General features: G+C 59.0%; 23 protein-coding genes and 1 riboswitch. Of the genes, 16 read left to right on the forward strand and 7 right to left on the reverse strand.

Annotated elements, in window-relative coordinates; all coding sequences use genetic code 11:
• Positions 1-69: 69 nt before the first annotated feature.
• Positions 70-681, reverse strand: a complete 612-nt coding sequence (locus tag AKJ29_RS04035) for a LysE family translocator (protein WP_055188160.1) — start codon at positions 679-681, stop codon at positions 70-72.
• Positions 682-781: 100 nt separating this feature from the next.
• On the opposite strand from AKJ29_RS04035, the gene AKJ29_RS04040 reads away from it, so the two are divergent.
• Both AKJ29_RS04040 and AKJ29_RS04045 read left to right on the forward strand, forming a co-directional pair.
• Positions 782-1,234, forward strand: a complete 453-nt coding sequence (locus tag AKJ29_RS04040) for an Lrp/AsnC family transcriptional regulator (protein ID WP_055188162.1) — start codon at positions 782-784, stop codon at positions 1,232-1,234.
• 326 nt (positions 1,235-1,560) lie between these two features.
• Positions 1,561-2,301, forward strand: coding sequence for a YebC/PmpR family DNA-binding transcriptional regulator (locus AKJ29_RS04045; protein WP_055188164.1), 741 nt, complete (start codon positions 1,561-1,563; stop codon positions 2,299-2,301).
• Positions 2,302-2,544: 243 nt separating this feature from the next.
• Here AKJ29_RS04045 and bluB read toward each other — a convergent pair whose 3' ends face one another.
• Positions 2,545-3,339 (reverse strand): 5,6-dimethylbenzimidazole synthase, encoded by a 795-nt coding sequence (gene bluB, locus AKJ29_RS04050; RefSeq protein WP_200909141.1) that lies wholly within the window; start codon positions 3,337-3,339, stop codon positions 2,545-2,547.
• A gap of 48 nt (positions 3,340-3,387) precedes the next feature.
• A riboswitch (cobalamin riboswitch) is annotated at positions 3,388-3,590 on the reverse strand.
• Between the two features lie 99 nt (positions 3,591-3,689).
• On the reverse strand, positions 3,690-4,298 hold the full coding sequence (locus AKJ29_RS04055) for a c-type cytochrome (RefSeq protein ID WP_055188166.1): 609 nt from the start codon (positions 4,296-4,298) through the stop codon (positions 3,690-3,692).
• A 198-nt stretch (positions 4,299-4,496) separates the two neighbouring features.
• Between AKJ29_RS04055 and AKJ29_RS04060 the strand changes: the two genes are divergently transcribed.
• On the forward strand, positions 4,497-5,426 hold the full coding sequence (locus AKJ29_RS04060; protein WP_055188168.1) for a DMT family transporter: 930 nt from the start codon (positions 4,497-4,499) through the stop codon (positions 5,424-5,426).
• Positions 5,427-5,821: 395 nt separating this feature from the next.
• Here the strand turns inward: AKJ29_RS04060 and AKJ29_RS04065 are convergent, their stop codons facing one another.
• The gene (locus AKJ29_RS04065) at positions 5,822-7,303 is read right to left on the reverse strand and encodes an ABC transporter substrate-binding protein (protein WP_055188170.1); all 1,482 of its coding nucleotides are present in this window, start codon (positions 7,301-7,303) and stop codon (positions 5,822-5,824) included.
• A 173-nt stretch (positions 7,304-7,476) separates the two neighbouring features.
• Between AKJ29_RS04065 and panB the strand changes: the two genes are divergently transcribed.
• Positions 7,477-8,304, forward strand: a complete 828-nt coding sequence (panB, locus tag AKJ29_RS04070) for a 3-methyl-2-oxobutanoate hydroxymethyltransferase (RefSeq protein ID WP_055188172.1) — start codon at positions 7,477-7,479, stop codon at positions 8,302-8,304.
• Positions 8,301-9,161, forward strand: a complete 861-nt coding sequence (panC, locus tag AKJ29_RS04075; RefSeq protein ID WP_082392503.1) for a pantoate--beta-alanine ligase — start codon at positions 8,301-8,303, stop codon at positions 9,159-9,161. Before panB ends, panC begins: the two co-directional genes overlap by 4 nt.
• A gap of 288 nt (positions 9,162-9,449) precedes the next feature.
• Here the strand turns inward: panC and AKJ29_RS04080 are convergent, their stop codons facing one another.
• The gene (locus AKJ29_RS04080) at positions 9,450-10,733 is read right to left on the reverse strand and encodes an acetylornithine deacetylase/succinyl-diaminopimelate desuccinylase family protein (protein WP_055188174.1); all 1,284 of its coding nucleotides are present in this window, start codon (positions 10,731-10,733) and stop codon (positions 9,450-9,452) included.
• Positions 10,734-10,963: 230 nt separating this feature from the next.
• Here AKJ29_RS04080 and AKJ29_RS04085 point away from each other — a divergent pair, with 230 nt between their 5' ends.
• From AKJ29_RS04085 to AKJ29_RS04120, 8 genes are all read left to right on the forward strand, one after another.
• Positions 10,964-12,040, forward strand: coding sequence for a coiled-coil domain-containing protein (locus AKJ29_RS04085; RefSeq protein WP_055188176.1), 1,077 nt, complete (start codon positions 10,964-10,966; stop codon positions 12,038-12,040).
• Positions 12,015-12,461 carry a hypothetical protein gene (locus AKJ29_RS04090; RefSeq protein ID WP_152972426.1) on the forward strand — a complete coding sequence of 149 codons (447 nt, stop codon included), beginning with the start codon at positions 12,015-12,017 and terminating at the stop codon, positions 12,459-12,461. Before AKJ29_RS04085 ends, AKJ29_RS04090 begins: the two co-directional genes overlap by 26 nt.
• Positions 12,454-13,623, forward strand: coding sequence for a hypothetical protein (locus tag AKJ29_RS04095; protein ID WP_235477260.1), 1,170 nt, complete (start codon positions 12,454-12,456; stop codon positions 13,621-13,623). Before AKJ29_RS04090 ends, AKJ29_RS04095 begins: the two co-directional genes overlap by 8 nt.
• Before the next feature lie 77 nt (positions 13,624-13,700).
• The gene (locus AKJ29_RS04100) at positions 13,701-15,659 is read left to right on the forward strand and encodes an AAA family ATPase (protein WP_055188179.1); all 1,959 of its coding nucleotides are present in this window, start codon (positions 13,701-13,703) and stop codon (positions 15,657-15,659) included.
• On the forward strand, positions 15,652-16,686 hold the full coding sequence (locus tag AKJ29_RS04105; RefSeq protein ID WP_055188182.1) for a hypothetical protein: 1,035 nt from the start codon (positions 15,652-15,654) through the stop codon (positions 16,684-16,686). Before AKJ29_RS04100 ends, AKJ29_RS04105 begins: the two co-directional genes overlap by 8 nt.
• Entirely contained in the window at positions 16,683-18,104 is a 1,422-nt protein-coding gene (locus AKJ29_RS04110) for a DUF6638 family protein (RefSeq protein ID WP_055188184.1), read from the forward strand. Before AKJ29_RS04105 ends, AKJ29_RS04110 begins: the two co-directional genes overlap by 4 nt.
• Positions 18,104-18,379, forward strand: coding sequence for a hypothetical protein (locus AKJ29_RS04115; protein WP_055188186.1), 276 nt, complete (start codon positions 18,104-18,106; stop codon positions 18,377-18,379). The genes AKJ29_RS04110 and AKJ29_RS04115 overlap by 1 nt, the downstream gene beginning before the upstream one ends.
• 8 nt (positions 18,380-18,387) lie before the next feature.
• Positions 18,388-19,056, forward strand: a complete 669-nt coding sequence (locus AKJ29_RS04120) for a DUF1523 family protein (RefSeq protein ID WP_055188188.1) — start codon at positions 18,388-18,390, stop codon at positions 19,054-19,056.
• Between the two features lie 111 nt (positions 19,057-19,167).
• On the opposite strand, the gene AKJ29_RS04125 is transcribed toward AKJ29_RS04120, so the two are convergent.
• Both AKJ29_RS04125 and deoC read right to left on the reverse strand, forming a co-directional pair.
• Entirely contained in the window at positions 19,168-21,510 is a 2,343-nt protein-coding gene (locus AKJ29_RS04125; RefSeq protein WP_055188190.1) for an aldehyde dehydrogenase family protein, read from the reverse strand.
• Positions 21,511-21,514: 4 nt separating this feature from the next.
• Positions 21,515-22,432: a deoxyribose-phosphate aldolase gene (gene deoC / locus AKJ29_RS04130; RefSeq protein WP_371732365.1), complete on the reverse strand. Its 918-nt coding sequence runs from the start codon at positions 22,430-22,432 to the stop codon at positions 21,515-21,517.
• Positions 22,433-22,977: 545 nt separating this feature from the next.
• On the opposite strand from deoC, the gene AKJ29_RS04135 reads away from it, so the two are divergent.
• The 3 genes from AKJ29_RS04135 (at position 22,978) to AKJ29_RS04145 (ending at position 26,766) form a co-directional block, all read left to right on the forward strand.
• Positions 22,978-24,603 carry a peptide ABC transporter substrate-binding protein gene (locus tag AKJ29_RS04135; protein WP_055188195.1) on the forward strand — a complete coding sequence of 542 codons (1,626 nt, stop codon included), beginning with the start codon at positions 22,978-22,980 and terminating at the stop codon, positions 24,601-24,603.
• 284 nt (positions 24,604-24,887) lie between these two features.
• Positions 24,888-25,811 carry an oligopeptide ABC transporter permease OppB gene (gene oppB / locus AKJ29_RS04140; RefSeq protein ID WP_055188197.1) on the forward strand — a complete coding sequence of 308 codons (924 nt, stop codon included), beginning with the start codon at positions 24,888-24,890 and terminating at the stop codon, positions 25,809-25,811.
• Between the two features lie 58 nt (positions 25,812-25,869).
• On the forward strand, positions 25,870-26,766 hold the full coding sequence (locus AKJ29_RS04145; protein WP_055189006.1) for an ABC transporter permease subunit: 897 nt from the start codon (positions 25,870-25,872) through the stop codon (positions 26,764-26,766).
• Positions 26,767-26,778 lie beyond the last annotated feature (12 nt).

Here is a 26,778-nt window from a genome sequence, read left to right on the forward strand (position 1 = left end):
TAGGGATACTGTGCATTGACCTCGGGGGGAAGTTCTGACCACGGGGAAAATGCGCGTCGGGTCGGCATGTTAGCCAAACAGAACCGGGTAAAGCGACGCCACCAGAAGGGCAGCCATGGTCACGTTGAAGGCAGCAAGCCGGGCCGGGTTGGTCAGGACGCGGCGGATCTGTTGGCCCAGCAGGGTCCAGACCGATACGGAGGGCAGGTTCACCGCACCGAAAATCAGCGCCACCACCAGCACCGCCTGCAAGGTCCGATCCGGCGCATAGGCTGAAATCGCGGTCAGCGCCATGGCCCAGGCCTTGGGATTGACCCACTGAAAGGCCGCAGCCTGCAGAAATGTCATCGGGGTGGCACCCGCCTGTCCCGCTCCCTGTCCTGCTCCTTTACCCGGGGCGCCAGCATGTGCGATTTTCCAGGCAAGCCACAGAAGATAGGCCACCGACAGGCCCTTCAGCACCGTGTAGCTCACCGGAACCGCGTCAAACACCTGCATCAGCCCCGCGCCCACCAGCACAATCATCACGGTGAAACCGATGCCAATCCCCAGCATATGCGGGATGGTGCGGTGAAAGCCGAAATTCGCCCCGGAGGACATCAGCATCAGGTTGTTCGGCCCCGGCGTGATCGAGGACACGAAGGCAAAGGCGAGGAAGGCGGTGAAGAGGTCAAGTGTCATGAAGGCATCCCGTGGGCATCCTGTTGTCCTCTCAAGTGTTGGGCAATTCAGGCGCTTTGGAATTGCAAAATTGTGCATTCTGCCGCTATCTTCACAATCAATGACGAGTTTTGACCACATCAACCGCAAGATATTGCGCGAACTATCCCGTGACGGGCGCCTGCCCAATACCGAGCTTGCCGATCGCGTGGGCCTGTCGCCCTCTGCCTGCCTGCGCCGGGTGCAGGAGCTGGAACGGGCAGGGGTGATCAAGGGCTATCGCGCCGTGCTGGACCCGGTGGCGATGGGCCACGGCTTCGCCGCCTATGTGACCGTGGGGCTGAACACCCATACCAAGGCAGCACAGGATGCGTTTGAACGGGCCATGACCCGGTATGACGAGGTGCGCGAGTGCCACAATATCACCGGCACTGTGGAATATCTGCTCAGGGTCGAGACTGAGGATCTTGCGAGCTACAAGCTCTTTCACACCGAAAAGCTCGGCACGCTGCCACAGGTGCAGCAGATCGTGACCCATGTGGTGATGGGCTCCCCCAAGGATGAGCGGGCGTGAGTGGCGACGAGTACACCGCCGCAACGCGCAATTGCCAGGCTCGCAACTGGCCCGAAACTGGCTCAAACCTCCGGATCATCCTGTGCCGCGGGCAAGGATATTGGGGATGAAAAGAAAAGCGCCGCTCTCTTTTTCGGGCTCTTTTTCTTGTCAGAAATATCCCGGGGTGAGGACGTAGTCCGAGGGGCAGAGCCCCTGATCCGAGCATCGCGAGGCCACCGATAGCGGGCTTGAGCCTGCTCGAAAGCCCCCCTTGCCCCCCGGCCACCGCATGGGGTAATGAACGCGTCAACTGATACAGACATGCATGAATTACGGAGGTCGCCATGGCTGGCCACTCAAAATGGGCAAATATCCAACACCGCAAAGGTCGCCAGGACGCCGCCCGCTCGAAACTCTTTTCCAAGCTTGCCAAGGAAATCACCGTGGCCGCCAAGATGGGCGACCCGGACCCGGACAAGAACCCGCGCCTGCGCATGGCGGTGAAGGAAGCCAAGTCGCAATCGGTGCCGAAGGACGTGATCGACCGCGCGATCAAGAAGGCGATCGGTGGCGAGGCCGAGAATTACGACGAAATCCGCTATGAAGGCTATGGGCCCAACGGTGTGGCGGTGATCGTTGAGGCGATGACCGACAACAAGAACCGCACCGCGTCGACCGTGCGCTCGACCTTTTCGAAAAACGGCGGCAACCTGGGCGAAACCGGCTCGGTCGGTTTCATGTTCGACCGCAAGGGCGAAGTGATCTATCCCGCCTCGGTGGGGGATGCTGACACCGTGATGGAAGCGGCGATTGAAGCCGGGGCCGAGGATTGCGAAAGCGATGAGGAAAACCACCGCATCACCTGTGCTGATACCGACCTGAACGAAGTGGCCACCGCGCTGGAAGCCGCGCTGGGCGAGTCGGAATCGACCAAGCTGATCTGGCAGCCGAACATCACCACCGAACTGGATCTGGAAAGCATGCAGAAGCTGATGAAGCTGGTGGATGCGCTTGAAGATGACGATGACGTGCAGCGCGTCACCACCAATTTCGAAGCCTCGGACGAGGTGCTGGCGCAGCTCTAAGCCGCCTCAGATCAAAGATGAAAACCCCGGCCATTGGCCGGGGTTTTTTGTTTGGTGGCAGGGCTGGTCCCAGGGCATGTCCGAACCAACAAAGTGTTTGGGGAAACCTGAAGCACAAAGAGGCTCCTGGCGCCTGAAACGCGGATATCCCTTCCGGCGGTGCGTATTTGATCTGAGGCATGAAGTGGCGCCAAAAGACAGCCACTTCAACAGGTTGCGTGCACTCAGAGCAAAGCCAGAGCGTCAGGTTGCTGGTGAGGCGTCACAGGTGGCCTGTGCGAAATCCCCTGAATATCCACCGTCTTCAAGCCTGTGCTGGGTCTGCCTGATCTGATCCAGAAGCGCGACCGCGTCGGGATCTTCCGACCCTTGCCCGAAACGCTCGAAATTCACCAGCTCCTTCAGCGGCAGACGCGGACGCCAGCCCGCGGATTGCAGCTCGGGCCGGTCAAAGAAATGTGACACATAGCCAAGGCACAGATAGGCCACGGGGACCACGCGGTCGGGAATGTTGAGCACCTCCCGCAGGCGGGTGTGGTCCAGAATACTGACCCAGCCAAGCCCCAGCCCTTCGGCGCGCGCGGCCAGCCACAGGTTCTGCACCGCGCAGACGCTGCTATAGACATCCATGACCGGTTCATGGGTGCGCCCGATCACCACGGGCCCGGCGCGGTCCTTGTCGCAGGTGATGCAGATATTGACCGGGCTTTCCAGGATCCCTTCCAGTTTCAGCCGGCGATAGGTGTCGCGGTTGGCGCTTTCGAACATCTCTGCCGCTTCCCCATGGGCGGTTTCGAACAAATCATGGACCTTGCGCTTGGTGTCGTCCTCACGGATCACGACAAAATTCCAGGGCTGCATGAACCCCACCGAGGGCGCGTAATGCGCAGCCATCAGCACGCGGGTCAGCACGTCATCCGGGATCGGATCGGGCCGGAACTGTCCGCGCACATCGCGCCGGGTAAAGATGGTCTTGTAAAGCGCCTCGCGCTCTGCCGTGTCAAAACAATTGTCAAAAGATGTTTGTGGGTTGGCCATATCCATATCATTCCCCTTGATGGATGTCCTTGCCCCGTTGTCCACACGGCGCAGTATGATTTTCAGGCCGGTCTTCTGACTCAGGTTCCTCCCGACCGCGTCCTTCCCAGAGCGAGCTCCAGTGGATCGTTGCGGCCAGTCCCCCTTACAGCGTTGGGCACGTGGCAGGTTTGCACTGCCTTTCCGATTCTCCGCCTCCGTCGCCAACCCCTTGCGCGGTCGGCCGCATCAGCAGCACCTGAAAATGATGTGTGCCGGGGCCTCCCCGGCGGGTCCGTTGTAGGAAGCCCGCTCTCCGCAGGCAATCCGTTTTTCGACCAGATGCGCCGCGAAAACGCCGCGGCGGCGGATCACTCCTCGACCAGACCACTGACATAAAGCGCGACGGCGTTGATCTCCAGCTCGGTCAGGTTCTTGGCCACCGAGTGCATGATCGCACTGTCATTGGTGCGCGACCGATCCTCAAACGCCATCAGCTGTTCCACCACGTAATAGCGGTGCTGGCCGGCCAGACGCGGCAGGGAGGCATCGCCTGCTGCAAACTCCCCGTGGCAATCGGCGCAGGGCGGGATTTTGGTATACTCATTGCCCTCGTGATAAATGTAATATCCAACCGCCTCCAGCGCCTGTTTCGACGAGCGCACCCGGTGTTTGAGCCCAGGCTGCGCCGAGTAATATTGCGCCAGAGCCGTGATCTGCGCGTCCGACAGGTTTTCGGCCATGCCGTTCATGATGTCGCTTTCCCGTGTGCCGTCGCGGAAATTGCGCAGCTGTTTCTCGATATAGTCGCGGTTCTGTGCGGCGAGGCGCGGATACATCCGGCTCGACGCCTCACCCTCTGCGCCATGGCAATGCGAACAGACATCATTGCGCAGCTCGGTGATATCCGTGGTGCCCTCAGCCCAGAGTGGCGATGTGGCGAGCGTGAACGCGGTAAAGAGGATAGGCATCAGACGCATGGGGGCTCCTGTTGGCAGGTTTTGCGCGCAGGCGGCGCGGGGTGATGCAAACATAGCGGCCGGACCGGCCGGGGGCAGGCCGCAAATTGCCACACCACTGCGCGGGGCGCGCGGGATGGGGCGCGGGATGGTGTGGCGGCGGGGCGGGCGGCACGGGTTTCCCTTGCCAAGCCGGGTGCAATCCGATCATGTCCCCCCATGACGCGCAACAGCCCCGCCCCCGATACGGCACAAAACCGACCGCAAAACAGGGCCCTGTCCGGCATCCTGTGGATGCTGGCCGCAGGGCTGATGTTTGTGGCAATGAATGCAATGGTGAAACATGTGGGGCAGAGCCTGCCCTCGACCCAGGCTGCGTTTTTGCGCTTTCTGTTCGGGCTGATCTTCGTGGCCCCCGCGCTGGGGCGCATCGCGCAGACGCGGTTTGACCGGCGCAGCTGGACCCTGTTTCTGGCGCGGGCGGTGGTGCATACGATGGCGGTGCTGTGCTGGTTTTACGCCATGACCCAGATCACCGTGGCCGAGGTGACGGCGATGAACTACCTCAACCCGATCTACGTCATGCTGGGGGCGGCCCTCTTCTTGGGGGAGAGTGTTTCGTGGCGACGGATGAGTGCGGTGGGGGTGGCCTTCCTCGGCGTTCTGGTGATCCTGCGCCCGGGGGTACGAGAGCTTGGCCCGGGGCATCTTGCGATGATTTTTACCGCAATCGGACTGGGAGGGTCCTACCTGATTGCAAAGCGGCTGTCGTCGATCACCTCGGCAGCGGTGGTGGTGGCGATGATGTCGCTGACCGTGACCGTGGCCCTGGCGCCCTTTGCCTGGATGGTCTGGGTCACGCCCAGCGGGATACAGCTGGCCTGGCTGGTGGCGGTGGCGGGCTTTGCCACCGGCGGTCACTATGCCATGTCGCGCGCCTTTGCCGAGGCCCCTGTGTCAGTTACCCAGCCGGTGGCATTCCTGCAGATCATCTGGGCGGTGATCATGGGATATGCGCTTTTTGACGAACCGGTGGATGGATGGGTGATCGCCGGTGCCGCGATGATCATGTCCGCGGTTAGCTATATCACCTGGCGCGAAGCGATGCTGAAACGGCGCAGTTCTCAGGCCGGCGTCACGCCCACCTGATCTCGGCATCCCCCGCTCGGCCCGACCAGAAGGGGCACCTGAGGTGCGCTTGATGCCTCGCCACCGGCTGCGCCGCTGGCTCAGGCAAAAGGGGCGCTGCCCCTCGCGAGACAAGCTCGCTCACCCCGGGATATTTTCGGCAAGAGGAAAAGAGTATCTGCCATCTTCCTCTTGCCAAAAATATCCTAAAGCGTTTCGGGAGAAACTTGAGGCACATGTTTCTTCCGAAGCGCCCATGACATTGATAGCTCTTGCGGCGTTTCGGTTTTTCCTTGTCTCAGGTGAAAACCGAAACGCTTCGGGGGCAAAGCCCCCAGCGTCCGCCAGAATGGAAAACGGGGCCGCCCTTGCCGCCCCGTCAGTTTGAATATGGTCTGCTTGAAAATGGCCTGCGATCACTCGGCCCAGCTGACCCCGGTCAGGTCATTGGCCTGGGTCGGCGCGTTTTCCCACAAGCCCTGGATCTTGGCGTTTGCCACCCCGGTTTTGGCCAGTTGGAACAGGTATCCGTTCACGTAATCCTCGGCGATGATCTGTTGCATTTCGGCAAGCAGCCCTGCCCGCTGATCCGGGTCTGAGGTCAGGTCGAGTTTGGCGTTCAGCTCCTGGAACTCCGGGCGATCATACTGGAAGTAATAGTCCGGCCGCGCATAGATGCCGATATCGGCGGGTTCGGTATGGCTGACGATGGTCAGGTCGAAATCCTTGCCCTTGAACACCTGTTCGATCCATTGCGCCCATTCGAGATTGGTGATCTCGGTTTCGATCCCCACCGCGCGCAGCTGGGCGGCGATGATTTCGCCACCGCGCCGTGCATAGGTCGGCGGGGGCAGCATCAGGCGCAGTTTCACCCCGTCGGGGGCTGCTTCGGCCAGCAATTGCCTGGACAGGTCCGGGTCGAAGGATGAGTTCGCGGTCAGGTCCACATAGGCGGGTTGATGCGGGGCGTAGTGGGTTCCGATCGGGGTGCCATAGCCGAACATCGCGCCGTCGATGATGTCTTGCCGGTTGATGGCATGGGCAATGGCCTTGCGGATGCGGATGTCATCCAGCAGGGGCGCCTTGTTGTTGGTCGACAGGATCGTCTCGCCCTCGGTTGACCCGACGATCACGGTGAACCGTGGGTCTGCCTCGAACTGTGCGAGTGTTTCCGGGGCCGGGAAGTTGGGAAACGCGTCCACATCCCCTGCCATCATCGCGGCGAAGGCGGCGTTCGGGTCCGAGATGAATTTGAACGTGGCTTTGGCCAGCGCGGGTTGCGTGCCCCAGTAATCCGGGTTGCGTTCAAGCGTCACGTGATCGCCCTTGGCCCAGTTGCCAAAGGTGAACGGGCCGGTGCCGACCGGGTGGGTGGCGGCCTGCCCGATGCTTTCCGGCGCGACGATCACCGCATCCCCCCAGGCCATGTTGAAGGGAAAGTTGCCATTGGGTTTGGCCAGCGTCACCTGAACCGTCAGCGGATCCAGCGCCGCCACGCTTTCAATACCGGCAAACAGGGCCTTCTGCGCGTTGGTGCTGTCTTCGGCGCGGGCACGATCCAGTGTGAAAACCACGTCATCCGCGTTCATCTCACTGCCATCGTGAAAGCGCACATCGGGCCGGAGTTTGAACGTATAGACCATGCCGTCTTCGCTCACCTCCCAGCTTTCGGCCAGGCCGGGGCGCACCGACCCATCCGGGCCAAACCGTGTCAGCCCTTCGAACAGATTGGCATAGACCACCTCGTCAATGGCCGCGGCCGCACCGCTGGTCGGGTCGAGGTTGGGGGGCTCGAGCACCATGCCGAGACTGATCGTGTCATTGCCCGCAAGCGCCGTGCCCGCCATCAGGGCCAAAACGCAAGGGGCGGCGAAAAGGGTGGATTTGCGAAAACTCATGGCTGTCCTCCTTTGTGGACTGTCACTGTTGCCCCCATGAAACGCGAAGGGGTGGGGGCATGGCAAGGGGGAGCTGTGCGCAAACCAGACCTTTGATTTTCTGCGATGCAGCATGTATATTGCGCCGAATGTGGGGCGATGACCCCGCGTGTCTTGTTCCGGGGAGGGGATATATGTCCGCCAGCAGCCACCAAACGGCCCTGACGCCGTCTGACATTCGCGCCATGAAAGGTGGTGCGCCCATTGTCACTCTGACGGCTTACACCACGCCGATGGCGCAGATGATGAACGACCATGTGGATGTGGTTTTGGTTGGGGACAGCCTGGGCATGGTGCTGCACGGGTTGCCTGATACGCTGGGTGTCACGATGGAGATGATGTGCCTGCATGGCGCCGCCGTGCGCCGGGGGCTCACCCGCCCGATGCTGGTGATCGACATGCCGTTTGGGTCTTACGAAGAAAGCCCCGAACAGGCGTTTCGCAATGCAGCAACGATCATGCGCGAAACCGGCGCGGATGCGGTGAAGCTCGAGGGGGGCGTGACCATGGCCGAAACCATTGCCTTTCTCACCTCGCGGTCCATTCCGGTGATGGCCCATATCGGCCTCACACCGCAGGCGATCAATACGCTGGGTGGCTACAAGGTGCAGGGCCGCGGCGAAGACCGTGACCGCGTCATGGCGGATGCGCGCGCGGTGGAAAAGGCCGGCGCCTTTTCCGTGGTGCTGGAAAAGACCCCAAAGGGCCTGTCGGATGAGATCACGGAGGCGCTGTCGATCCCGACCATCGGTATCGGCGCCTCTGCCGGGTGCGACGGGCAGGTGCTTGTCGTGGACGACATGCTGGGGCTGTTCACCGCCTTCAAACCCAAATTCGTCAAACGTTTCGGCACTTTGGGCGTTGACGGGGAAGAGGCGATCAAGGCATACGCCGCCGAAGTGCGCGCGCGGATCTTCCCCGCGCCGGAACATGTCTTTGCTGACGAGGTGCCGCAGAAATGAACGCTGATATGATCGCTGGTGTACCCTTGCTGCGCCGCAAGGATGAGCTGCGCGCCCTGCGTCGCAAGTGGATTTTTGCCGGAGAAAAAGTGGCGGTGGTGCCGACCATGGGCGCGCTTCATGCAGGGCATCTGTCGCTGGTTGAAGCTGCCAAAAAAGGCGCAGACCGGGTGATCGTGACGATCTTTGTAAACCCGAAACAGTTCAACAATCCCGATGATCTGGACAAATATCCGCGCACCGAAATGGAAGACGCGGCCAAGCTTGCCCCTTATGGGATCGACGCGCTTTATGTGCCCACGCCTGACCAGATCTACCCTGACGGGTTTGCGACCAATGTGCGGGTTTCCGGCCTGACCGAAGATCTGGAAGGCGCCCATCGCCCCGGCCATTTCGACGGTGTGGCAACCGTGGTGTCAAAACTGTTTTTGCAATCGCGTGCGGATGTCGCCTATTTCGGGCAGAAGGATTATCAACAGCTTCTTCTGGTCACCCGCCTGTCGCAGGATCTGGATATCGAAACCGAGGTGGTGGGCTGTCCGACGGTGCGCGAAGAGGATGGGCTGGCCATGTCGTCGCGCAATGTGCGGCTCACCCCCGAGGAGCGCGCGATTGCCCCGGCGATGAAGCGCGAGATGGACCGGGCGGCGCAAGCGATTCGCAACGGGGCCGAGATCCGCGTGGTGCTGGACAGCGCAAAGCAGCAGATCGAAAATGCGGGCTACAGCGCGGTGGAATATCTGGAACTGCGTGATGCCGAAACGCTGACGCCGGTCACCGACCTCAGCCGTCCCACCCGCCTGCTGGCGGCGGCGATGCTGGGGGATGTTCGGCTGATTGATAACATCGCGGTGTGATGGGATCGGCGGGGCCGGGGCCTCGCCTGCGACCCGGTGCTTCTAATGGCCTCGCGTTGCTCGGACATTATGGGTTGCGCCGCTGCGCGTCGCGATGAGGGGCTCTGCCCCTCGCGAGGCAAGCTCGCTCACCCCGGGATATTTTTGACCAGAAAAAATGAAGCCGGAGAGTGGCGGATCTTGGCGGCGTGAGCGCAGGATTTGTGGGCTGTAAAACTTTAAACTTTTACTTTTCGGGCGCGTGAAAGTTTAAATTTTCGATTTTCCGAGGGTGAAAACTTTAAACTTTCACAACAGCAGCTCCGCGAGCACGAGGGCCATGACGCCCGCACTGTCCACCATGTCATCGACCCCCACCCATTCATCCGGCTGGTGTGCCAGATCGAGGATCCCCGGCCCGTAGGCGATGCAGTTTTTCAGCCGGCCGATGCGGTCGATATGTTTCTGATCATAGGTGCCGGGGCTGACCACATAGGCGGGGTGCTGCCCCAGCACTTTTTCGATCGCGGCGGCGGTGGATTTGACCACCGGCGCGTCCTGATCGGTCATGGTCGGGATCACCTCATGCATGTCGGTGAGCGTGTATTCAAACGCGGGCCGTTCCGCTTTGATCTTGTCGAGCATCCGGTGGATTTCGGCTTTTACCTCAGTGATATCCTCTTCGATCAGGAAGCGGCGATCAATCACGATGCGGCAGCGGTCGGCCACGCAAGGTGCTGGAAATCCAGTGAAATCCGGGTTTTGTTCCGGTTCGCCCCCATGAATTGAATTGATGTTCAATGTGGATTGCTTTGCCCCTTCGGGCACCACTGGCATGTCGGTGCGTTTGCTGGCCAACAGCGGAAAGAGGTGGCGTTCCATCTCTTCCAGCACCGCGCCCATATGGCGGATTGCGCTGTCCCCTAAGAAAGGCATTGAGCCATGGGCAATGCGGCCTTTGGTTTCAATCTCGGCCCACCAGACACCGCGATGGCCCAGGCAGATCCGGTCCTTGTTCAGGGGTTCCGGGATGATCACATGCTGGACCCGATCGGGGTCGAAATAGCCCTGTTCGGCCAGGTGCGCGACCCCGCCATAGCCGCCGCTTTCCTCATCCGCCGTGGCCGAGATTTCGACGGCGCCCGCGTGGTCCGGGTACAGGTCGACAAACACCTCTGCCGCGATGATGGAGGCCGCCAATCCGCCCTTCATATCGCAGGCGCCGCGGCCATAGATCCGTCCGTTTTCGAGCGCACCGCCAAACGGGTCTTTGGTCCAGCCATGCCCCACCTCAACCACGTCGTGATGTGAGTTGAAATGAACGCAGTCTCCGGGTGCCCCCCCCTCGTGTCGGGCAATCACATTCCAGCGCGGATAGGCGGTGCTGTCACCGGGGGCGCCTTGCGCCCGGATCATCTCGATCTTGAAGCCCCGCTTGCCCAGCCTTTCCGCCAAGTAACTGCAAATACGGCGATAATCGCGCCCGGGAGGGTTCAGGGTCGGGATGCGGATCAGGTCCTGGGTCAGGGAAATCAGCTCTTCCCGACGGGCTGAGATTTCTTGCAAAAGCGGAGTGTCAGCGGTGTTGGTCATGACAAGACGTTAGGGGGGATCTTCGGGGCACACAATGGTTTTGCACGGATTGAGGACGGGTTGCACGCGGGGGGCGGAACGCCGGAATTTCCCCCTAAAGATGTGCGTTTTGCCTAGGTCCGATCTTGAAATCGCGCTACACTCGACCCAACTGAATGTTATGCTGATTAACTTTCGCCCCATGCAATTTTAAAAGGGGCGACAGATGGGAAAGATTGACGGGAGGGCACATGTCCAAATTTGAAACGCAGCTCAAGGAAAGCCAGGCACAAGTGGCTGAGGCGCAATCGAAGATTTCCGAGCTGACCACGCGGATCGAAGCCGCGCGCGCCAAGATGAAATCGGGTGAGGACGTGTCGATTGATATCGAGAACGCGACGCTGGATGACGTGCATGCGCATACCGAGGCAATGAATGCGAATATTGCTGAGCTGATCATGGGGCTGGATGATGTGACCGCCGGATTTAGCTCGGAATTTGAACAGCTTAGATCCAAGACGGCCTGGGAAGGTTTTATCGGGATTTTCGCCAAGGGAAAATCCGAGGCGATGCGGCAGGAACGTCTGCGCTCGGCCTCTATTGATGACAAGCTGCAGGAGCTGATTGGCCAGTCCGACACGATTGTGCGCCTGCTGGAAGGGCAGCTGAATGTGCTCAATGAGCAGAAGGGTAAGGTGGAAGGCAACCTGACCGAGACGCTGGATGAGCGCGAATTCACGGTGGGGGAACTGGAAACCGTGCGCGCTGAGATCCTCGGTATGGATCCGAAAATCATCGAACTGGAAAACAAGATCGCCAATGAGGTCGACGCCGCCGCGCGCACCGCTCTGGAAACCGAACTTGCCGATTTGAACAAGCAATACAATGCCTTGGTTCAGGACGAGCAGGTGAAGCTGGCGAAGTCGCAGACGCTGGAGCGTTATATCGAGAAGGGCAAGACCTGGGTCGACTCTCTGCAAAACCAGGCGGCCACGCAGATGGTGCTGATCAACAAGCTGCAGACAGACACCAAGCAGCGGGTGGTGCTTTACGATGCGCTGACCAAATCGCTGAAAACCGCGCAGCAGCAGGACATTGCGCACAGGATCAACGAAATTGGCGTTGAAACCGACAAGGAAGCGCAGGCTGCGATGGCGGCGATAGGCACGGCCACGAACCAGCGTATGGCCGACATGATGGAAGCCCACGAAGATCAGATGGTCTTTGCCCGTGAGGTGCTGGAAGCCAAGGCCAAGGCGGATGAGCGCTTTGCCCGCCGGTTTGCGGCGATTGTCGAGAAACATGACAAGAATGCGTATGGGCAATAAGCGCAAAGAGCAGACAAAAGCGACTTGGCGAATACTCTTCTTGGCGCTTTTGTCGTTGCTTGTACTATTCTTTCTTGTTTCCGCAGTTTTAGTCAGTGTCAGCTTTGTTAGCGAGACTGCAATAAATTGGGAACTGATAGGGCTTCTATTCTATTCCGTGGTTGTTATGCCCGTTGGAACAGCATTTTCGTTTTGGTTAATGTTCACGATCTGGTTCCCAATATGTATTTGGATATTCTGGCACTATTTTCGTTTCGTTTCTTTGTTGTTGCCGTTGCCTCCTCTCAAGCGTTTAAGGGACGCCATACATCAAGGTTTGCTTAGTGATACAACTTGGATGCTGAGTGGTGGGGAAGGATCATTTGCACATAAAATTCGAAGTAAGTTGGTGGCCTCAGACGCAAAGGTGATCCGTGATTGACGAAATCAAATCCACCGAACGGGCCAGTGCTGGCTTTGCGCCGCGGGACCATGCGGAACTGACCGACACGGCGATCACCCGGCGTTACTTTGCCAAGTTCGACGCCATTACCGGTCACCTTGCGCGTGTTGCAGGGCAGATGGAAGCCGAGGGGCGGATGGGGCGGGATGAGGTTCAGGTCTTGGCGGAATATCTCGTCAAGCTGGGTTTCACCTTTAAGGCACTGGCAAACAAATATCATTTCTCGGGCGGGGCCAATGGTCTAACCGCGCAGGCGCTTACCTTTGATCGGGTTGAAAGCGGGTTTCCGGTCGCGGCGGAACTCATGCAGATGGCGGCGGATGCGGCGCAGGCATCCGGGCATCTGGCGGGATTGCCCTCCACCGACAAACTGAAATCCGAAATGGTGAGCCAGATTGTGGGTGAGCTGACCAAGCCCGTTAAGCTGCAATACAGCCTGTCTCAGCGGCTTTATTACGAAGAACTGGCCAAGGGGCAGCTTTTCTGGCCGCAGATGCACCCGGATGTGATCTGGCGTCGCAATGAAGGTGAGGGGCGACACACCCGGCGTCATTATTTGCTGCATTGGGCGGTCTATGACAGTGAGGTGAACCTGCCGACCATCTATCTGATGGAGGTCGAGGACACTGGTAAATATGCGCTGCCCAAGGATGATGAACGCTGGCCGCAGGTGGGGGCGCATCTGATGGCGCAGTCGATGGCGGGGCTGAAGCTGGTGACAATCGCCACCGGGTTTGACCGCGACTTTGACAACCTGCACCCGAAACGGCTGCGGCGGTTTCATATTGGCCCGATGTACAGCCATACGTTCACGCGCCAAATTGGCCCGCTGCGTGAGGTGTTGGACGAGGCAAAATCGCCACCCGGCGAAGATTGGGCGCTGGCCTGGACGCTGGAAGAGTTGGAAAGCCGGGAGGTGAAAGAAGAGCGGTCGGGCTGGTTCGGCACCGTGGAGCGTGAGGTGTTTCAGCTTGACCCCTTTGTCGGACGCGGGGCCGACCTTGGGGCCACCCGGATGGAACGCGCGATTATTCTGCCGGAGCGCCCCTTTCAGGTGCTTGCTGAAAAGAACCCGCCGGGCTTTCGCGATGTGCGGAAATTTGTGGTGCGTCCGGGTGGGCAGGTTCTGAGTTACCGATGATTGATCAAGCTGGGGGCGCTGCCCCCAGACCCCCGGAGTATTTCTGCCAAGAAGAGGGGGAGTGAGAGGAGAGAGTTATGTCGATGCCAGCTGATCTGATGGAGCTTCGCGAGGAAGAAATCCGGGCGCATTACGCCGCAGCTGCCGGGCTGCTGGAGGGGCTTGATCACACGCCGCGCATTGCCCGGCCGAAAGAGCTGCCATCGGCGCCAGAGCGGTCAAGTGGGATTGGCACAAGGCGGCGGTTTCGATCCACCACGCCGGGTTTGGTGACGCGATCGACGGCGCGGCCTGAAGGGGTGCATCTGGTGGCGCGGATCGAGGGCGCGGACGGGGACGACCCGTTGGTGTCCCCGAAGCAGGCGACGGTGTTGCATGCCTTGCGCCGGGCGATTGCGATTGCTCTGGCAGTGGGGGAAGGGTTTGCCGAGGTGACGGAGCTGGCCGCGTTGAAACGGGCCAATCTGCAGGGCGCGTTGGGGGCGGACAAGAAGGCGGCGTTTGCCGAGCTTTTGGCCGCGGAGAGCCTTGCTGTATTACATGTCTTTGCCAATGCCACGGCGTTTTTGTTGGCGCCGCACGGGTCGGAGGTTTCGGTTGAAATCGGTGCGGTTGATGAGGTGCTGACCGACAATGCTCCGCTTGCGCTGAATGGTGCGCTGTGGGAGTTGGATCAGGATCTGGCGGCCTTTTCAGACAGTGACGAAAAGCTGGTTGCCACCGTTCTGGCCTTTGCCGAGCAGCTGATGGAAAAGGTCGCGTTGAGGGCGCAAAACGCTGGGCAACTGGCGGCGTTTACGGGGGTGAATTACCGGGTTGAGGCGGATGACCTGACGATTTCCGGCTTCACGCCTGCGCGTGCGGCCAAGGGCAGCCGGCTGACCATGGCGTTCAAGAAACCGAACGAGGTGGTGGGCAACCATATCGCCAAGTATCAGGCAATGAAGCTATCGAAAATGCTGATGGCTTATGATTTCGAGCGAAAACTGAACCCCTTTGCCGAACTGGGCGGGTTCATCTTCACCTTCATGGGCGATGGTGCGCCGGGGACGGGTAAGACCACTCTGATCCAGATGATGGCGGGGCTGGTGAACGAGTATTGCCAGGTGGCGGGCTATCCGTTCCGCTATCAGAATTTCGGCATCGACAATATCGACAGCTATCAGGGCAAGTCGGGGCAGAATGCCAAGGCGTTTATCCAGAATGTGCTCGATCCACAGGTGATTGGCTTTGGCACGATTGATGACATTGACCAGATTGCGGGCAAGCGCGGCGACCGGCAGTCGTCAGCGGGGCAGCAGGAAGTGACCGCCGTGTTCATGGAGGCCTTTGCCGGCGCCAACACCGTGGTGCGCGGCAATTGCACCTTTGGCATGTTTTCGAACTATCCCGAGAATGTGGATGACGCTTTGCGCCAGCGGGCGGGAGCGCGGTTTCTGGTGGACGGGCCGCAGACGCGTGAGGATTATATCGACATCCTCAACCTTCTGATGGGCAAGAACCACTCGATCCCGCTGGGTGAGCATGAGGCCTTTGCGGCGCAAGAGATCAAACGCGCGGTGGCGGCGAGTTTTGACGCGCATAACCGACCGAAAGAGGCCGGTTTGCTGAACGTGTTTGACCGGGTGCATGGGCAGATTGGTGAGCTGGACACCATTGCCAAGATGGGTACGTATCTCAAGGCCATTCAGGAGGCGGATGCCCGCTTTACCGGCCGTGCGATCAAGAACATTACCGACGCGGTGAAGGTGCGCGCGATGGATTTTGAACTGCCGGATGAGTGGATGGAAAACCCTGACATGTTCCTGTTCAAACCCTACGATGAGAAGAAGGCGATGATTGCCGAGCTGCGCGTGCCGATCACCACGGAGATGGTCATTCAGGAGATCAACCGCTACGCCGACAGCGAGTTTCGCTACGCCGATAAATCCGACGAGGTGGCGATTGAAAACATGGTGCGCGACTTTGGTCGCCAGGAAGAGGCGAAACGGCGGTATCTGCAGAACAAGAATTTTGAGGTGAGTAAAGATGCCTAACGCCAGAATTAGCTTTCCAACTAAGACAGATTTGGCAACCTTATTCAGTTTTGCTAGGGAGTTGGATTATTACACGCAACATGATCGGTTGATCATCGATATGCCACATAAGGTGTTTTGTGGCCCGTTCGCTATGTTGCTGTTGGGCGCTAAGATCAAGTATTTAAAAGACAAGTGTCCAAATTTGCAGGTTATATTTAATAATTGGGATAGCTTACCATATCTTTCTCATATGGGCTTTTATGATTTGTGTGGCTTCGATCATGGAAAAATGATGGGGCAAGCCTCGGGCAACTCTCGCTATCTTCCAATAACTCAACTGGAGGAAAAAGACCTAGTCGAAAAGCCCATCGACGAGTTCGAAGAAATGCAGGATCTTTTGCAGCGCTCGGTTGATCGCATCGCACTGGTTCTAGCGCACGATCAATACGAAAACCAAGATCTCTACGATGTTCTGGGATATTCTCTGCGCGAAGTTTTTAGGAATAGCTTTGAGCATGGTGACACCTCGAGTATCTACTATTGTGCTCAATATTGGCCCACAAGCAACAAAGTAGAATTTGCGGCATGTGATTTTGGGATTGGTGTCCGAAAAGGGCTTGGGCGAAATCCGAATTTTCGCTTTGAAAAAGATAAAGATGCGCTGGAGTGCGCACTTCTTCCAAGTGTTTCGGGGCGAACACATGAACCAAGGCGGTCTTCAAATTGGTTCAACTCTGGCTATGGGCTGTATATGACAAATCGACTTGCGCGGAATGGTGGAAACTTTGTTATTTGTAGCGGAAATAGTGCGATTTGTATGACGCCTAAAACGAAGAATAATTTCGTGACTTCCTTTCCCGGAACAATTCTGCGTGTGAACTTAAACGTAGGTCAAATTGGGCGCGTTCAAGATCGTCTTGCGGAATTTCGTGAAGAAGGAAAAATGATCGCTGCCAAAATCAAAGGTTCAGGAAATCGTCCGCCTTCAGCGATGTCGTTACTTCTAAGGCGCGACTATGCTCCGTCGCCTAGGAGAGGGAGATGAAACGCCTCATCAACCTTGGCCTGATGTTTGGCAATCTGATCCGGGTGGACAGCCCGGCGTTGATTGCGCGCTACAATCGGGCGCTTTTGAAGCTCACCGGGCGCAGCACCGATCTGACTGAGTTTCACATCGACATTTCCGGGTTCTCGCCCGAGGTGGGCGAGGCGTTCCAGGACGATGCTTACCTCAACCCGGGCGGCTGCAATCGGCAGTTCATCATCCTCACTGTGGATCAGAAAAAGGCGCCGCTTCTCAATGCGTCTTTCTCCACCTCGCGGGGGATTTTGAAACAGTTCATGGCGGAAAATGAGGCCAAGCTCTTTGCGCTTACCGCCCATGATGCGGTGGCGGGGGAGCTCGACAATTCGGTTTATACGGTGGGGGACATGCGCGACCTGCTGGCGATCCGCAAGATTTCCATCAATGCGGATACGACGCAAAGCCATGTGGCCAATGCGCGCAAACTCGCTGAAAAGATTGATCATTTCCAGACGGCTGAGGGCGCGTGGTATGATGATCAGCTGATTGACGAGATGATTGAGCTGGCCCGCGAAACTGGCGACGTGACCCGCGTGCCGCTGGATCTGGGCGCGCCCATATATGAGCAGGGCAATTTCTGGACCAGCCATTTTGGCGGGGTCTATGTGTTTCGTGACACCCAGACGCCCGCGATCATCACGGCGGGGGATCGCGCGGCCCTGAAAGGGGCCATGATTGACCGGGTTTATGATCTGACCGATGTGAACGGCATTGCTTCGTTCCTCAAGCACAATGATCTGGTTGAGCCGGTGGTCAAGGCGCGGGGTGTGGATGGGGCGCGGATCCTGCACCAGAAAATGCAGTTCATGCTGGTGGATGCGGCGACCAGCGCGGGGATGGATCTTGGCGATATGTCAGAGCGCGCCCTGCGTCGGGTGGCCACCCGGCTGGGCGACCGCTTGCCAGAGGCGTTTCGCGGGCTTGCGGCCATGGTGCGCTGGGCTGAAGCCGGGGGAAAATGGCCACGGATCGACAGCCGCCACCCTTCGTATTTCTATACGTTGCGGGCCCGCCCGGATCACCCGGATCGCGACCTGATCAACCAGCTGTTGTCAGAGCTGGCCCCGCTGGATGTGCGCCAGCTCTTTATCTGTCACAAGCAGGCCTTCTATGACGCCTATGCCACATGGCCCGACGAAAAGCGTGAATTTGTGGCAGAGTTCCTGCATCGTGATTATATGGCCAATAAGGCGGGTGCGCGGGAGCGACTGTTTGGCGGTGAGGATCGCATGGTGGAGGAGCGCCCGACCCCATGGGGCCCTGCGCAAAACCCCTGGAGCCGTGCAAAAGCTGGCGGGGCAGAGAAACCTGCGGGGGTGGACAGGCGGATCGACCGGGTTGGTCCCTGGGGAAGCATCGGCAAAGGCGGGAGGAGATAATGGGATTTCTGCGCTTTATCATATTCGGCTATCTTGGCCTGACCGTGATCTATTGGCTGATCTCACTCTATTCCCGTTCCGTTCGGTTGGAGAGGCTGGAAAACGAATGGGCCGAGGGGTATCCCGATGATGCGGACAGCCCGGAGCGGCAGGGGTTTCTGGATGCCGGGATGGCCGCCTATCACAGCTCATTCCGACCCAAACTGATCGGGCTGGTCTATATCATTCCGACCGTGCTGGTCATTATCGCGCTTGTTGTGCGCAACTCGAATTGAGGGATCCGATGGAGAACGTGAAACGTGTGTTTCGAACTGTTGTGCTGGTCATGCTTGGCCTGCTTTTCTGGTATGTGCTGCCGCAGCATGACGTGGTGCGGGTGACCGGAACCGAGATCATCCGGATGGATTTCTCCTCGGTCAACCGGCCGTTTTTTGCGCAATCAGACAGCGGCACAAATGAGCTGGTCACGCGGGACATCCGGTTGATCAACACCGTCAAGCGCAAGACCTTTCTGATGGGGTTCATTCCGCGCGAGGCGGAAAAGGTGATGGTGTATCGCAACGAGGATACGGGCTGGATCTGGCCGCCTTATTTCAAGTTTGACAGCTCGGACCTGCAGGCGCAGGCCTCGGCCATTGCGCAGAAAGCGGATGGGGCGAACTGGGCGATCATGACCCATTATGGCTGGCGCAACCGGTTCTTCTCGATCTATCCGAATGCGGTGGGGCTGGAGCCGATCGACGGGCCGGATGTGCGGATCATTCCCTGGTTCAACATCTTTTTCTTCTCGTTCCTGATCATTGCGTGGCTGTTTCTGCGGGCGCTATGGCGACAGTTTCGCCAGCGCTCGATTGATCCCGCGCTGGAGGATGTTTCAGAGACATGGGATCTGATTGATGACAAGGCGGATGAGGCGCGTGGACGGGTGCGGCGCTGGTTTGGCCGGAAGTGATCCTTTTGCTGGACGCAAAGGAAAAAGCCCCGCGCTTGCGGGGCTTTTGGTTTTTGCCTTCGGCGAGAGTATTTTTTCCAAGAAGAAAGGGGCGGACGTGTCGCCCTCCTATCACTCCCCGTAGGGCACCCAGATGGTTTTGACCTCGGTCGCATGGGTGAGGAACTCTTTGCCCTCGGCCTGCATCCAGTCACGGGCGCGGGCGTTGTTGACCCAGGTCCGTTTCAGGTTGCCCGCGCTTTCCATCTCGACGATGGCCGAGATATCCACGCCGGATTGGGCCCAGACCGCATCGAGGTTCAGGTGACCCGCCATCGGGGCGGCGAGGTCGGCATGGGACCCGGTCAGGATATTCACCACCCCTGCGGGCAGGTCGGAGGTCTCCAGCACCTGATAGAAATCGGTGGCGGCAAGCGGGTAGGGTTCGGATGCCACCAGAACCACGCGGTTGCCCATGGCAATGGCCGGGGCCATCAGAGAGACGAGCCCCAGCAGCGGGGTTTCGTCCGGGCAGAAGCCACCGATCACGCCAACGGGTTCGTGCATGGCCAGGGCCACGCCCCGCATTGGCACCGGCTTGGCGGCCCCGTCATACTTGTCGGCCCAGGCAGCATAGGTGAAGAGGCGGCTCACCGCGGCCTCTACTTCTTTTGCGCCGGATTTCCCACCTGTCATGGCGTCGATCCTGGCCGCGAATTCTTCGGCACGGGCCGAGAGGTTTTCGCCGATATAGTAAAGGATCTGGGCGCGCAGATGGGCGGTGGATTTGGCCCAGCCCTTGGCCGCATGGGCGGCCTCGACGGCGTTGCGCACGTCCTTGCGGTTGGCGATCCCCACATGGCCCAGAAGCGTGCCTTTGGGTGACCAGACAGCTTGGGAATATCCGCCATCCGGGCGGGTCTGTTTGCCGCCCACATAGAATTTTGCGGTGCGGTCCAGCGTGTCTACCTTCGCGTCTTTTGGCGCCGTCTCGGCGGCAATGGGTTTCAGCGCCGTGGTGGTGCCTTTGGGCTTGGTATAGGCCAACAGCCCTTCCCAACCACCTTCGCGCCCAAACCCGCTTTCGCGCACACCGCCGAAACCGGCGGCTGCGTCGAACATATTGGTGCCATTGACCCAGACCACACCGGCGACCAGTTTTGGTGCAATGTCCAGGGCAAGGTTCACGTTTTCGGTCCAGACGGTGGCCGCGAGGCCATAGCGGGTGTTGTTTGCCACGTCCACCGCTTCGGCGGGGGTGCGGAAGGTGGTGGCGACCAGAACCGGACCGAAGATTTCTTCCTGCATCAGGGTTGCGGCGGGTGACATGCCGGTGATCAGCGTGGGCGGGTAATAACAGCCATTTGCGGGCAGATCACAGGGGGCGTGGTAGACCTCGCCCTCGTGCTTGCCGGCCTCTACCAGCGTGGTCACTGTCTGCAGCTGCACCGGATCGACCACGGCCCCCACATCGATGCTCTTGTCCATCGGGTCGCCCACGCGGAGCTTGGCCATGCGTGCCTTGAGCTTGGTATAGAACCTGTCCGCAATGCCTTCCTGCACCAACAGGCGCGAGCCTGCACAGCAGACCTGGCCCTGGTTGAACCAGATCGCATCGACCAGCCCCTCGACTGCTGAATCAATGTCGGTGTCGTCAAACACGATGTAAGGTGATTTGCCCCCCAGTTCGAGCGTGAGCGACTTGCCGCTGCCTGCGGTGGCGCGGCGGATCACGCGGCCGACATCGGTGGAGCCGGTGAAGGCGATTTTGTCGATGCCGTCGTGGCTGGTGATGGCTTCACCCACGCGCCCGTCACCGGTCACGATGTTCACAACCCCTTTGGGCAGGCCGGCCTCATCACAGATCTGCGCAAAGAGGAGCGCGGTCAGCGAGGTGTATTCGGCAGGTTTCAACACCACCGTGTTGCCCATCGCAATTGCCGGGGCCACTTTCCAGGCCAGCATCAAAAGCGGGAAGTTCCACGGAATGATCTGACCGCAGACGCCAAGGGCCTCGCGGTCGGGCAGTTCGGCATCCTGCAGCTGCGCCATGCCCGCGTGGTAATAGAAATGGCGCGCGACGAGCGGGATATCGACATCCCGTGATTCCCGGATCGGTTTGCCATTGTCGAGCGTTTCCAGAACGGCAAATAACCGCGCATGTTTTTGCACAAGGCGCGCCAGCGCGTAGAGGTATTTGGCGCGGGCATGGCCGGGCAGGGCAGCCCATTTCGCTTGTGCTTTGCGCGCGGCGGTGACGGCTGCGTCCACGTCATCGGCGCTGGCCTGGGTGATCTGCGCCAGTTCTTCGCCATTGGCAGGGTTGTTGGAGGCAAAGCTGTTGCCAGCGGTGGTCATCTTGCCGTTGATATAGAGGCCAAAGGGGGCGTTTTCCGCGATCCAGCTGTGGGCTTCCTTGGCGCTTTCAGGGGCGAGGCCATAGTCCATGGTTTCGAAAATTTCTTTCACTGTCATGATCTTATCCAATCGGATGACGATATCCGGCGGAGTAGTGGCCGGTCAGATGGTGTTCAAGCTGGCGTTCGATGTCGCCCAGCAGAGAGGAGGCCCCGAAGCGGAACAGATGTGGGGTAAGCCACGCGTCGCCCAGTTCTTCCTTGATCAGCGCGAGATAGGTGATCGCGTCCTTGGCCTTGGAAATCCCGCCCGCAGGTTTGTATCCGACACGATATCCGGTGCGATCATAATAGTCCCGGATCGCGCGAATCATCACCAGAGAGACGGGCAGGGTGGCGTTCACGCTTTCCTTGCCGGTGGAGGTCTTGATGAAGTCGGCCCCGGCCATCATGCACACGAGGGAGGCGCGGGCGACATTGCGCAGGGACCCCAGCTCTCCGGTTGCGAGAATGGCTTTCACATGGGCCTCGCCGCAAGCGTCGCGGAAGGCCTTCATTTCGTCATACAAGGCTTGCCAGTCGCCGGTCAGAACATGCCTGCGCGAGATCACGATGTCGATCTCGGTTGCACCTGCGCGCACGCTTTCGCGGATCTCTTCCAGACGCAGATGGAACGGGGACAGGCCTGCAGGAAAGCCGGTGGATACCGCGGCGATCGGCAAGGTGGCACCCAGCTGGTCGAGCGTCGCCACAGCCGGTTCGATCATGTCGTGATAGACACAGACGGCACCGGTGGTCAGCCCTTCCATATCAAGGGCTTGCAACAGATCCGGGCGCACGGGCTGAACTGCTTTTGCCACCAGGCGTCGCACGCGTCCGGGGGTGTCATCCCCCGATAATGTGGTCAGGTCGATCATGCTGATCGCCTTCAAAAGCCATGCGGCCTGATGGTCCTTTTTCACCGACCGCCGTGCGGGCAAGGTGGCGCAGCGACGCTCAATGGCCGAAGTGTTGGCCTGGGCGCCGCGCACCCAGTCCATGTCCAGGGGAATTCCCGGGTTTCGAATGTCGGCGATTTGGGGCAGCTGAGCTGGCGCCTGACCCTGGGGCACGGAATGGCCCCCCCTTTGGTCGTTCCGTTGTTCACTAAGCACGGTTGATCCCTTTGTGTGACCTGTCGGTGTCATCTGTGGTGTTGTGGTTCCTGCGGGGCGGAGATCCGGGGAAATCCTGCCGAAAATCCCGCCGAAAATCCTGCGCGCCAAGGGTGACATGGGGGATTGGAAATGGCAAGATTTACCGAATGGTAAAAAATATCACGATCAAGGCAGATAGTTGTGCCGAACCAGGCGTCAGTTTGACTTGGATCATGGAGCAATTCGCGCGAATTGACCGAACAAGATGGCAGATAGCTTGTCGTTCGGGAAAGAGTTGTTTCCGATAACATTGTCCGCTTAGGATGCCCCATCTGCATGTTCTTCCGAGACGCGTATCTCGGGTGGCGGGAGGAAGGCGCAACCGGTGCAAGACGCCCTGTGCAACACCGACCACGAGCTGCATCGAAACTGATATTGGGAGACACCACATGACCTTTACCATCAAAGCTGCACTGCTTGGCTCGGCCTTTGCGCTGGCCAGCCCGGCATTGGCTGCAGGCACCCATCCGGTGACCGGCGAGAAGCTGGCTGATGACCAGACCTTCACCTATCGCGTTCTGGACGAGCATACCTCGGTTGATCCGCAGATCGTGGAAGACGTGACCGGGTCCGAGATCGTGCGCGATCTGTTCGAAGGCCTTTATAATCAGGACAAAGATGGCAACCTGGTGCCCGGTGTGGCCACGGGGTTCACCACAAACGAAGACAAGACCGTTTACACCTTTACCCTGCGTGACAATGCCAAATGGTCTGATGGCACCCCGGTCACTGCCGGTGATTTCGTCTATGCCTGGCGCCGTCTGGCTGACCCGGCCACCGCGTCCGAGTACCAGTGGTATGTCGAGGTGATGAACCTGAAAAATGCGGGCCCCGTGATGGCAGGTGAGGCGCCGCTGGAAGATCTGGGCGTGAAGGCGATTGACGACCACACGCTGGAAGTGACGCTGGAAAGCTCGCTGCCCTATTTCGCGCTGACCACCACCCACACCTCGACCTTCCCGGCGCCGAAATGGGCAATCGAGAAACACGGTGCCGACTGGATCAAGCCGGAAAATATCGTGGTGAACGGTGCTTACAAGCTGACCGAACATGTCGCCAATGAACGCTCGGTGCGTGAGCGCAACGAGATGTATTGGGACAATGAAAACACCATCATCGACAAGACTGTTGCCCTGGTGATCAATGATGAAAACGTGGCCCTGACCCGCTATATGGCAGGTGAGCTGGACCGCACCGAGATCCCGGCCGGGCAATATCCGGCCCTGTCGCAGTCTCATCCGAAAGAAGCCGTGGTGTTCCCGCGTCTATGTTCTTACTACTACACGATCAACGTGTCGGAGAATGCGCCGGAATTCCTGAAAGATGTGCGTGTGCGTCAGGCCCTGTCCTACGCGATCAACCGTGACATTATCGTCGATAAGGTTTTGCAAGCTGGTCAGACACCGGCATATACATTTACCCCCGGGACGACGGCAGGGTTTGAAGTGCCTACAGTGGAATACGCCACCTGGACCCAAGCTGAGCGCAACGCAAAGGCGGCTGAACTGATGGCCGAAGCAGGGTATGGCAAAGATAACCCGTTGAGCCTGACCCTGATCTACAACACGGATGAGGCTCATAAGAAAACAGCCATTGCCGTGTCGCAAATGTGGAAGCAGGCGCTGGGCGTGAATGTTTCTCTGGAAAATCAGGAATGGAAAACCTTCCTGAATACCCGTGGCGAACAGAACTATGAAATCGCCCGGGCTGGCTGGTGCGGGGATTACAACGAAGCCTCGACCTTCCTGGATCTGGTGCAGTCGGGTTCCGGTTACAACGATGCCAAATACAGCAACGCTGAGGTGGATGCGCTGTTGAAAGGCGCGAAAACCATGGATAACCCGCAGCCCAACTATACCAAGGTGGAAGAGATCATTGCCGCCGATATGCCGCTGATCCCGATCTATCACTATACCGAAGACTACATGTTGAAATCGTCGATTGCCGGCAGCTGGCCGGTGAAGAACGTGGAACAGAACTGGTACTCGAAAGATCTTTACAAGGTGGCCGAGTAACGCTCTGACCAAACGGGGGCATTGCCCGGGGTGATCCCGGGCAATGCCCTCTCCCTTTGCGGATCAGAGCTTGAACAACCCTTGAGAATCTGACACATGCCCGCGATCTGATGCGTCGGCCCTTTGTAAATCTGCAAAGGAACGCCGTGGCAGGGCGGTCAATCCGCAAATTTCTGGTGAGGCATCGGGGTGGGACAGCCCTGTGTGATCACTTTTGAGGACAGTTGAGGCCGCGCTTGACCTTCATCAAGGCACGCTGCGCGTCGCTGTTACATGGGGACAGGATGTTTAACTTCATCTTACGCAGGGTCGCTGTTGCGATCCCGACACTGATCATTCTCTTGATCGCCAGTTTCTGGCTGATGCAGACCGCCCCGGGCGGCCCGTTCACTTCCGAACGGCCCTTGCCCGCGCAGGTGCTTGCCAATATCGAGGCCAAATACGGGCTCGACCAACCGGTTTACAAACAGCTATGGGATTATGTCGTGGGCATCGTGACCCAGTTCGACTTTGGCCCGAGCTATAAATACAAGGACCGTTCGGTCAATGATATCATCGCACAGGGGTTCCCGGTCACGCTGACCTACGGGATCATCTCTTTTGTGCTGGCGATCATTGTCGGCGGCATTCTGGGCATGGCGGCCGCCATTCGGCAAAACAGCTGGCTTGATTATTTCGCCGTGGGGGTGACCATCGGCGCGCAGGTGCTGCCGAACTTCGTGATGGCGCCGATCCTCATTCTGATTTTCACACTCTGGCTGGGCTGGCTGCCCGGTGGCGGCTGGAATGGCGGCCAGTGGGAAAACATCATCATGCCGGTGATTGCGCTGTCGACCTCTTACATGGCGTCGATTGCCCGCCTGACCCGCTCGTCGATGCTGGAGGTGCTGCGGTCGAACTTCATCCGCACCGCCCGCGCCAAGGGCCTGCCGGATCGCACCATCATCTTCCGTCACGCGCTGAAACCGGCGCTGCTTCCGGTGATTTCCTATCTCGGGCCGGCCTTTGTGGGCATGGTCACCGGGTCGTTCATCATTGATGCGATCTTCGGGACCGGCGGCATCGGCTATTTCTACGTCAACTCGGCCTTCAACCGCGATTATGCGGTGATGATGGGCCTGACGATCCTTCTGGGCTCAATGACGATCCTGTTCAACATGGTGGTCGACATCCTGTACGCTTGGATCGACCCGAAAATCCGGCTGTGAGGGTGGAGATATGACTGACAAGCTCGTTCAACCCTTTACGCAGGCCAAGACCGCAGAAATGGCCGACCGCATGGTGCAAGAAGACGTGCAGGGCCGCTCGCCCTGGACCGATGCCCGCCGCCGCTTCATGGCCAACAAGGCCGCGATGACTTCGGTCCTCGTGCTGCTGCTGGTGTTTCTCTTTTCGATCTTCGGCCATTCGATCAGCGTATTTGACATTGAAACCATCGACTGGGATGTGCTGGGGAATGTGAAAGAGGCCGGACGGCCGTCGCTGGAAAACGGCCACTTCTTTGGCTTTGATGAAAACGGTCGTGACCTCTATAACCGTGTGGTCCAAGGCTCGCGCATTTCGCTGGCCGTGGGGGTCGTTGGCGCTTTTGTGGCAGTGATCGTTGGCACGGTTTACGGCGCCACTGCCGGGTTTATCGGCGGACGCACCGACAGCATCATGATGCGCCTCGTCGATATCTTCATGTCGATCCCCTACATGTTTGTGCTGATCCTGCTCTTGGTTGTCGCCGGTCGTTCGATCACCATGATTTTTGTCGGCATCGGCCTGACCGCCTGGCTGGACATGAGCCGCATCGTGCGCGGCCAGACGCTTTCCATCAAGAACCGCGAATTCGTCGAAGCGGCCGTGGCGATCGGTGTGCCCACCTGGCAGATCATTTTCCGCCATATCGTCCCCAATCTTCTGGGGGTTGTGGTGGTCTATGCCACGCTTCTGGTGCCGCAGATGATCCTGACCGAAAGCTTCATCTCGTTCCTGGGTCTTGGCGTGCAAGAGCCGCTGACCTCTTGGGGTGCTCTGATCTCGGAAGGGGTGAAAAGCATGAACTATGGCACGCTTTGGCAGCTGGGTTTCCCGCTGACTTTCTTTGTGATCACCATCTTCTGTTTCTTCTTCATCGGTGACGGTCTGCGTGACGCGCTGGACCCGAAAGACCGCTAAGGGGGATGTGAA

Source organism: Aliiroseovarius crassostreae, assembly GCF_001307765.1.
Lineage (GTDB): Bacteria > Pseudomonadota > Alphaproteobacteria > Rhodobacterales > Rhodobacteraceae > Aliiroseovarius > Aliiroseovarius crassostreae.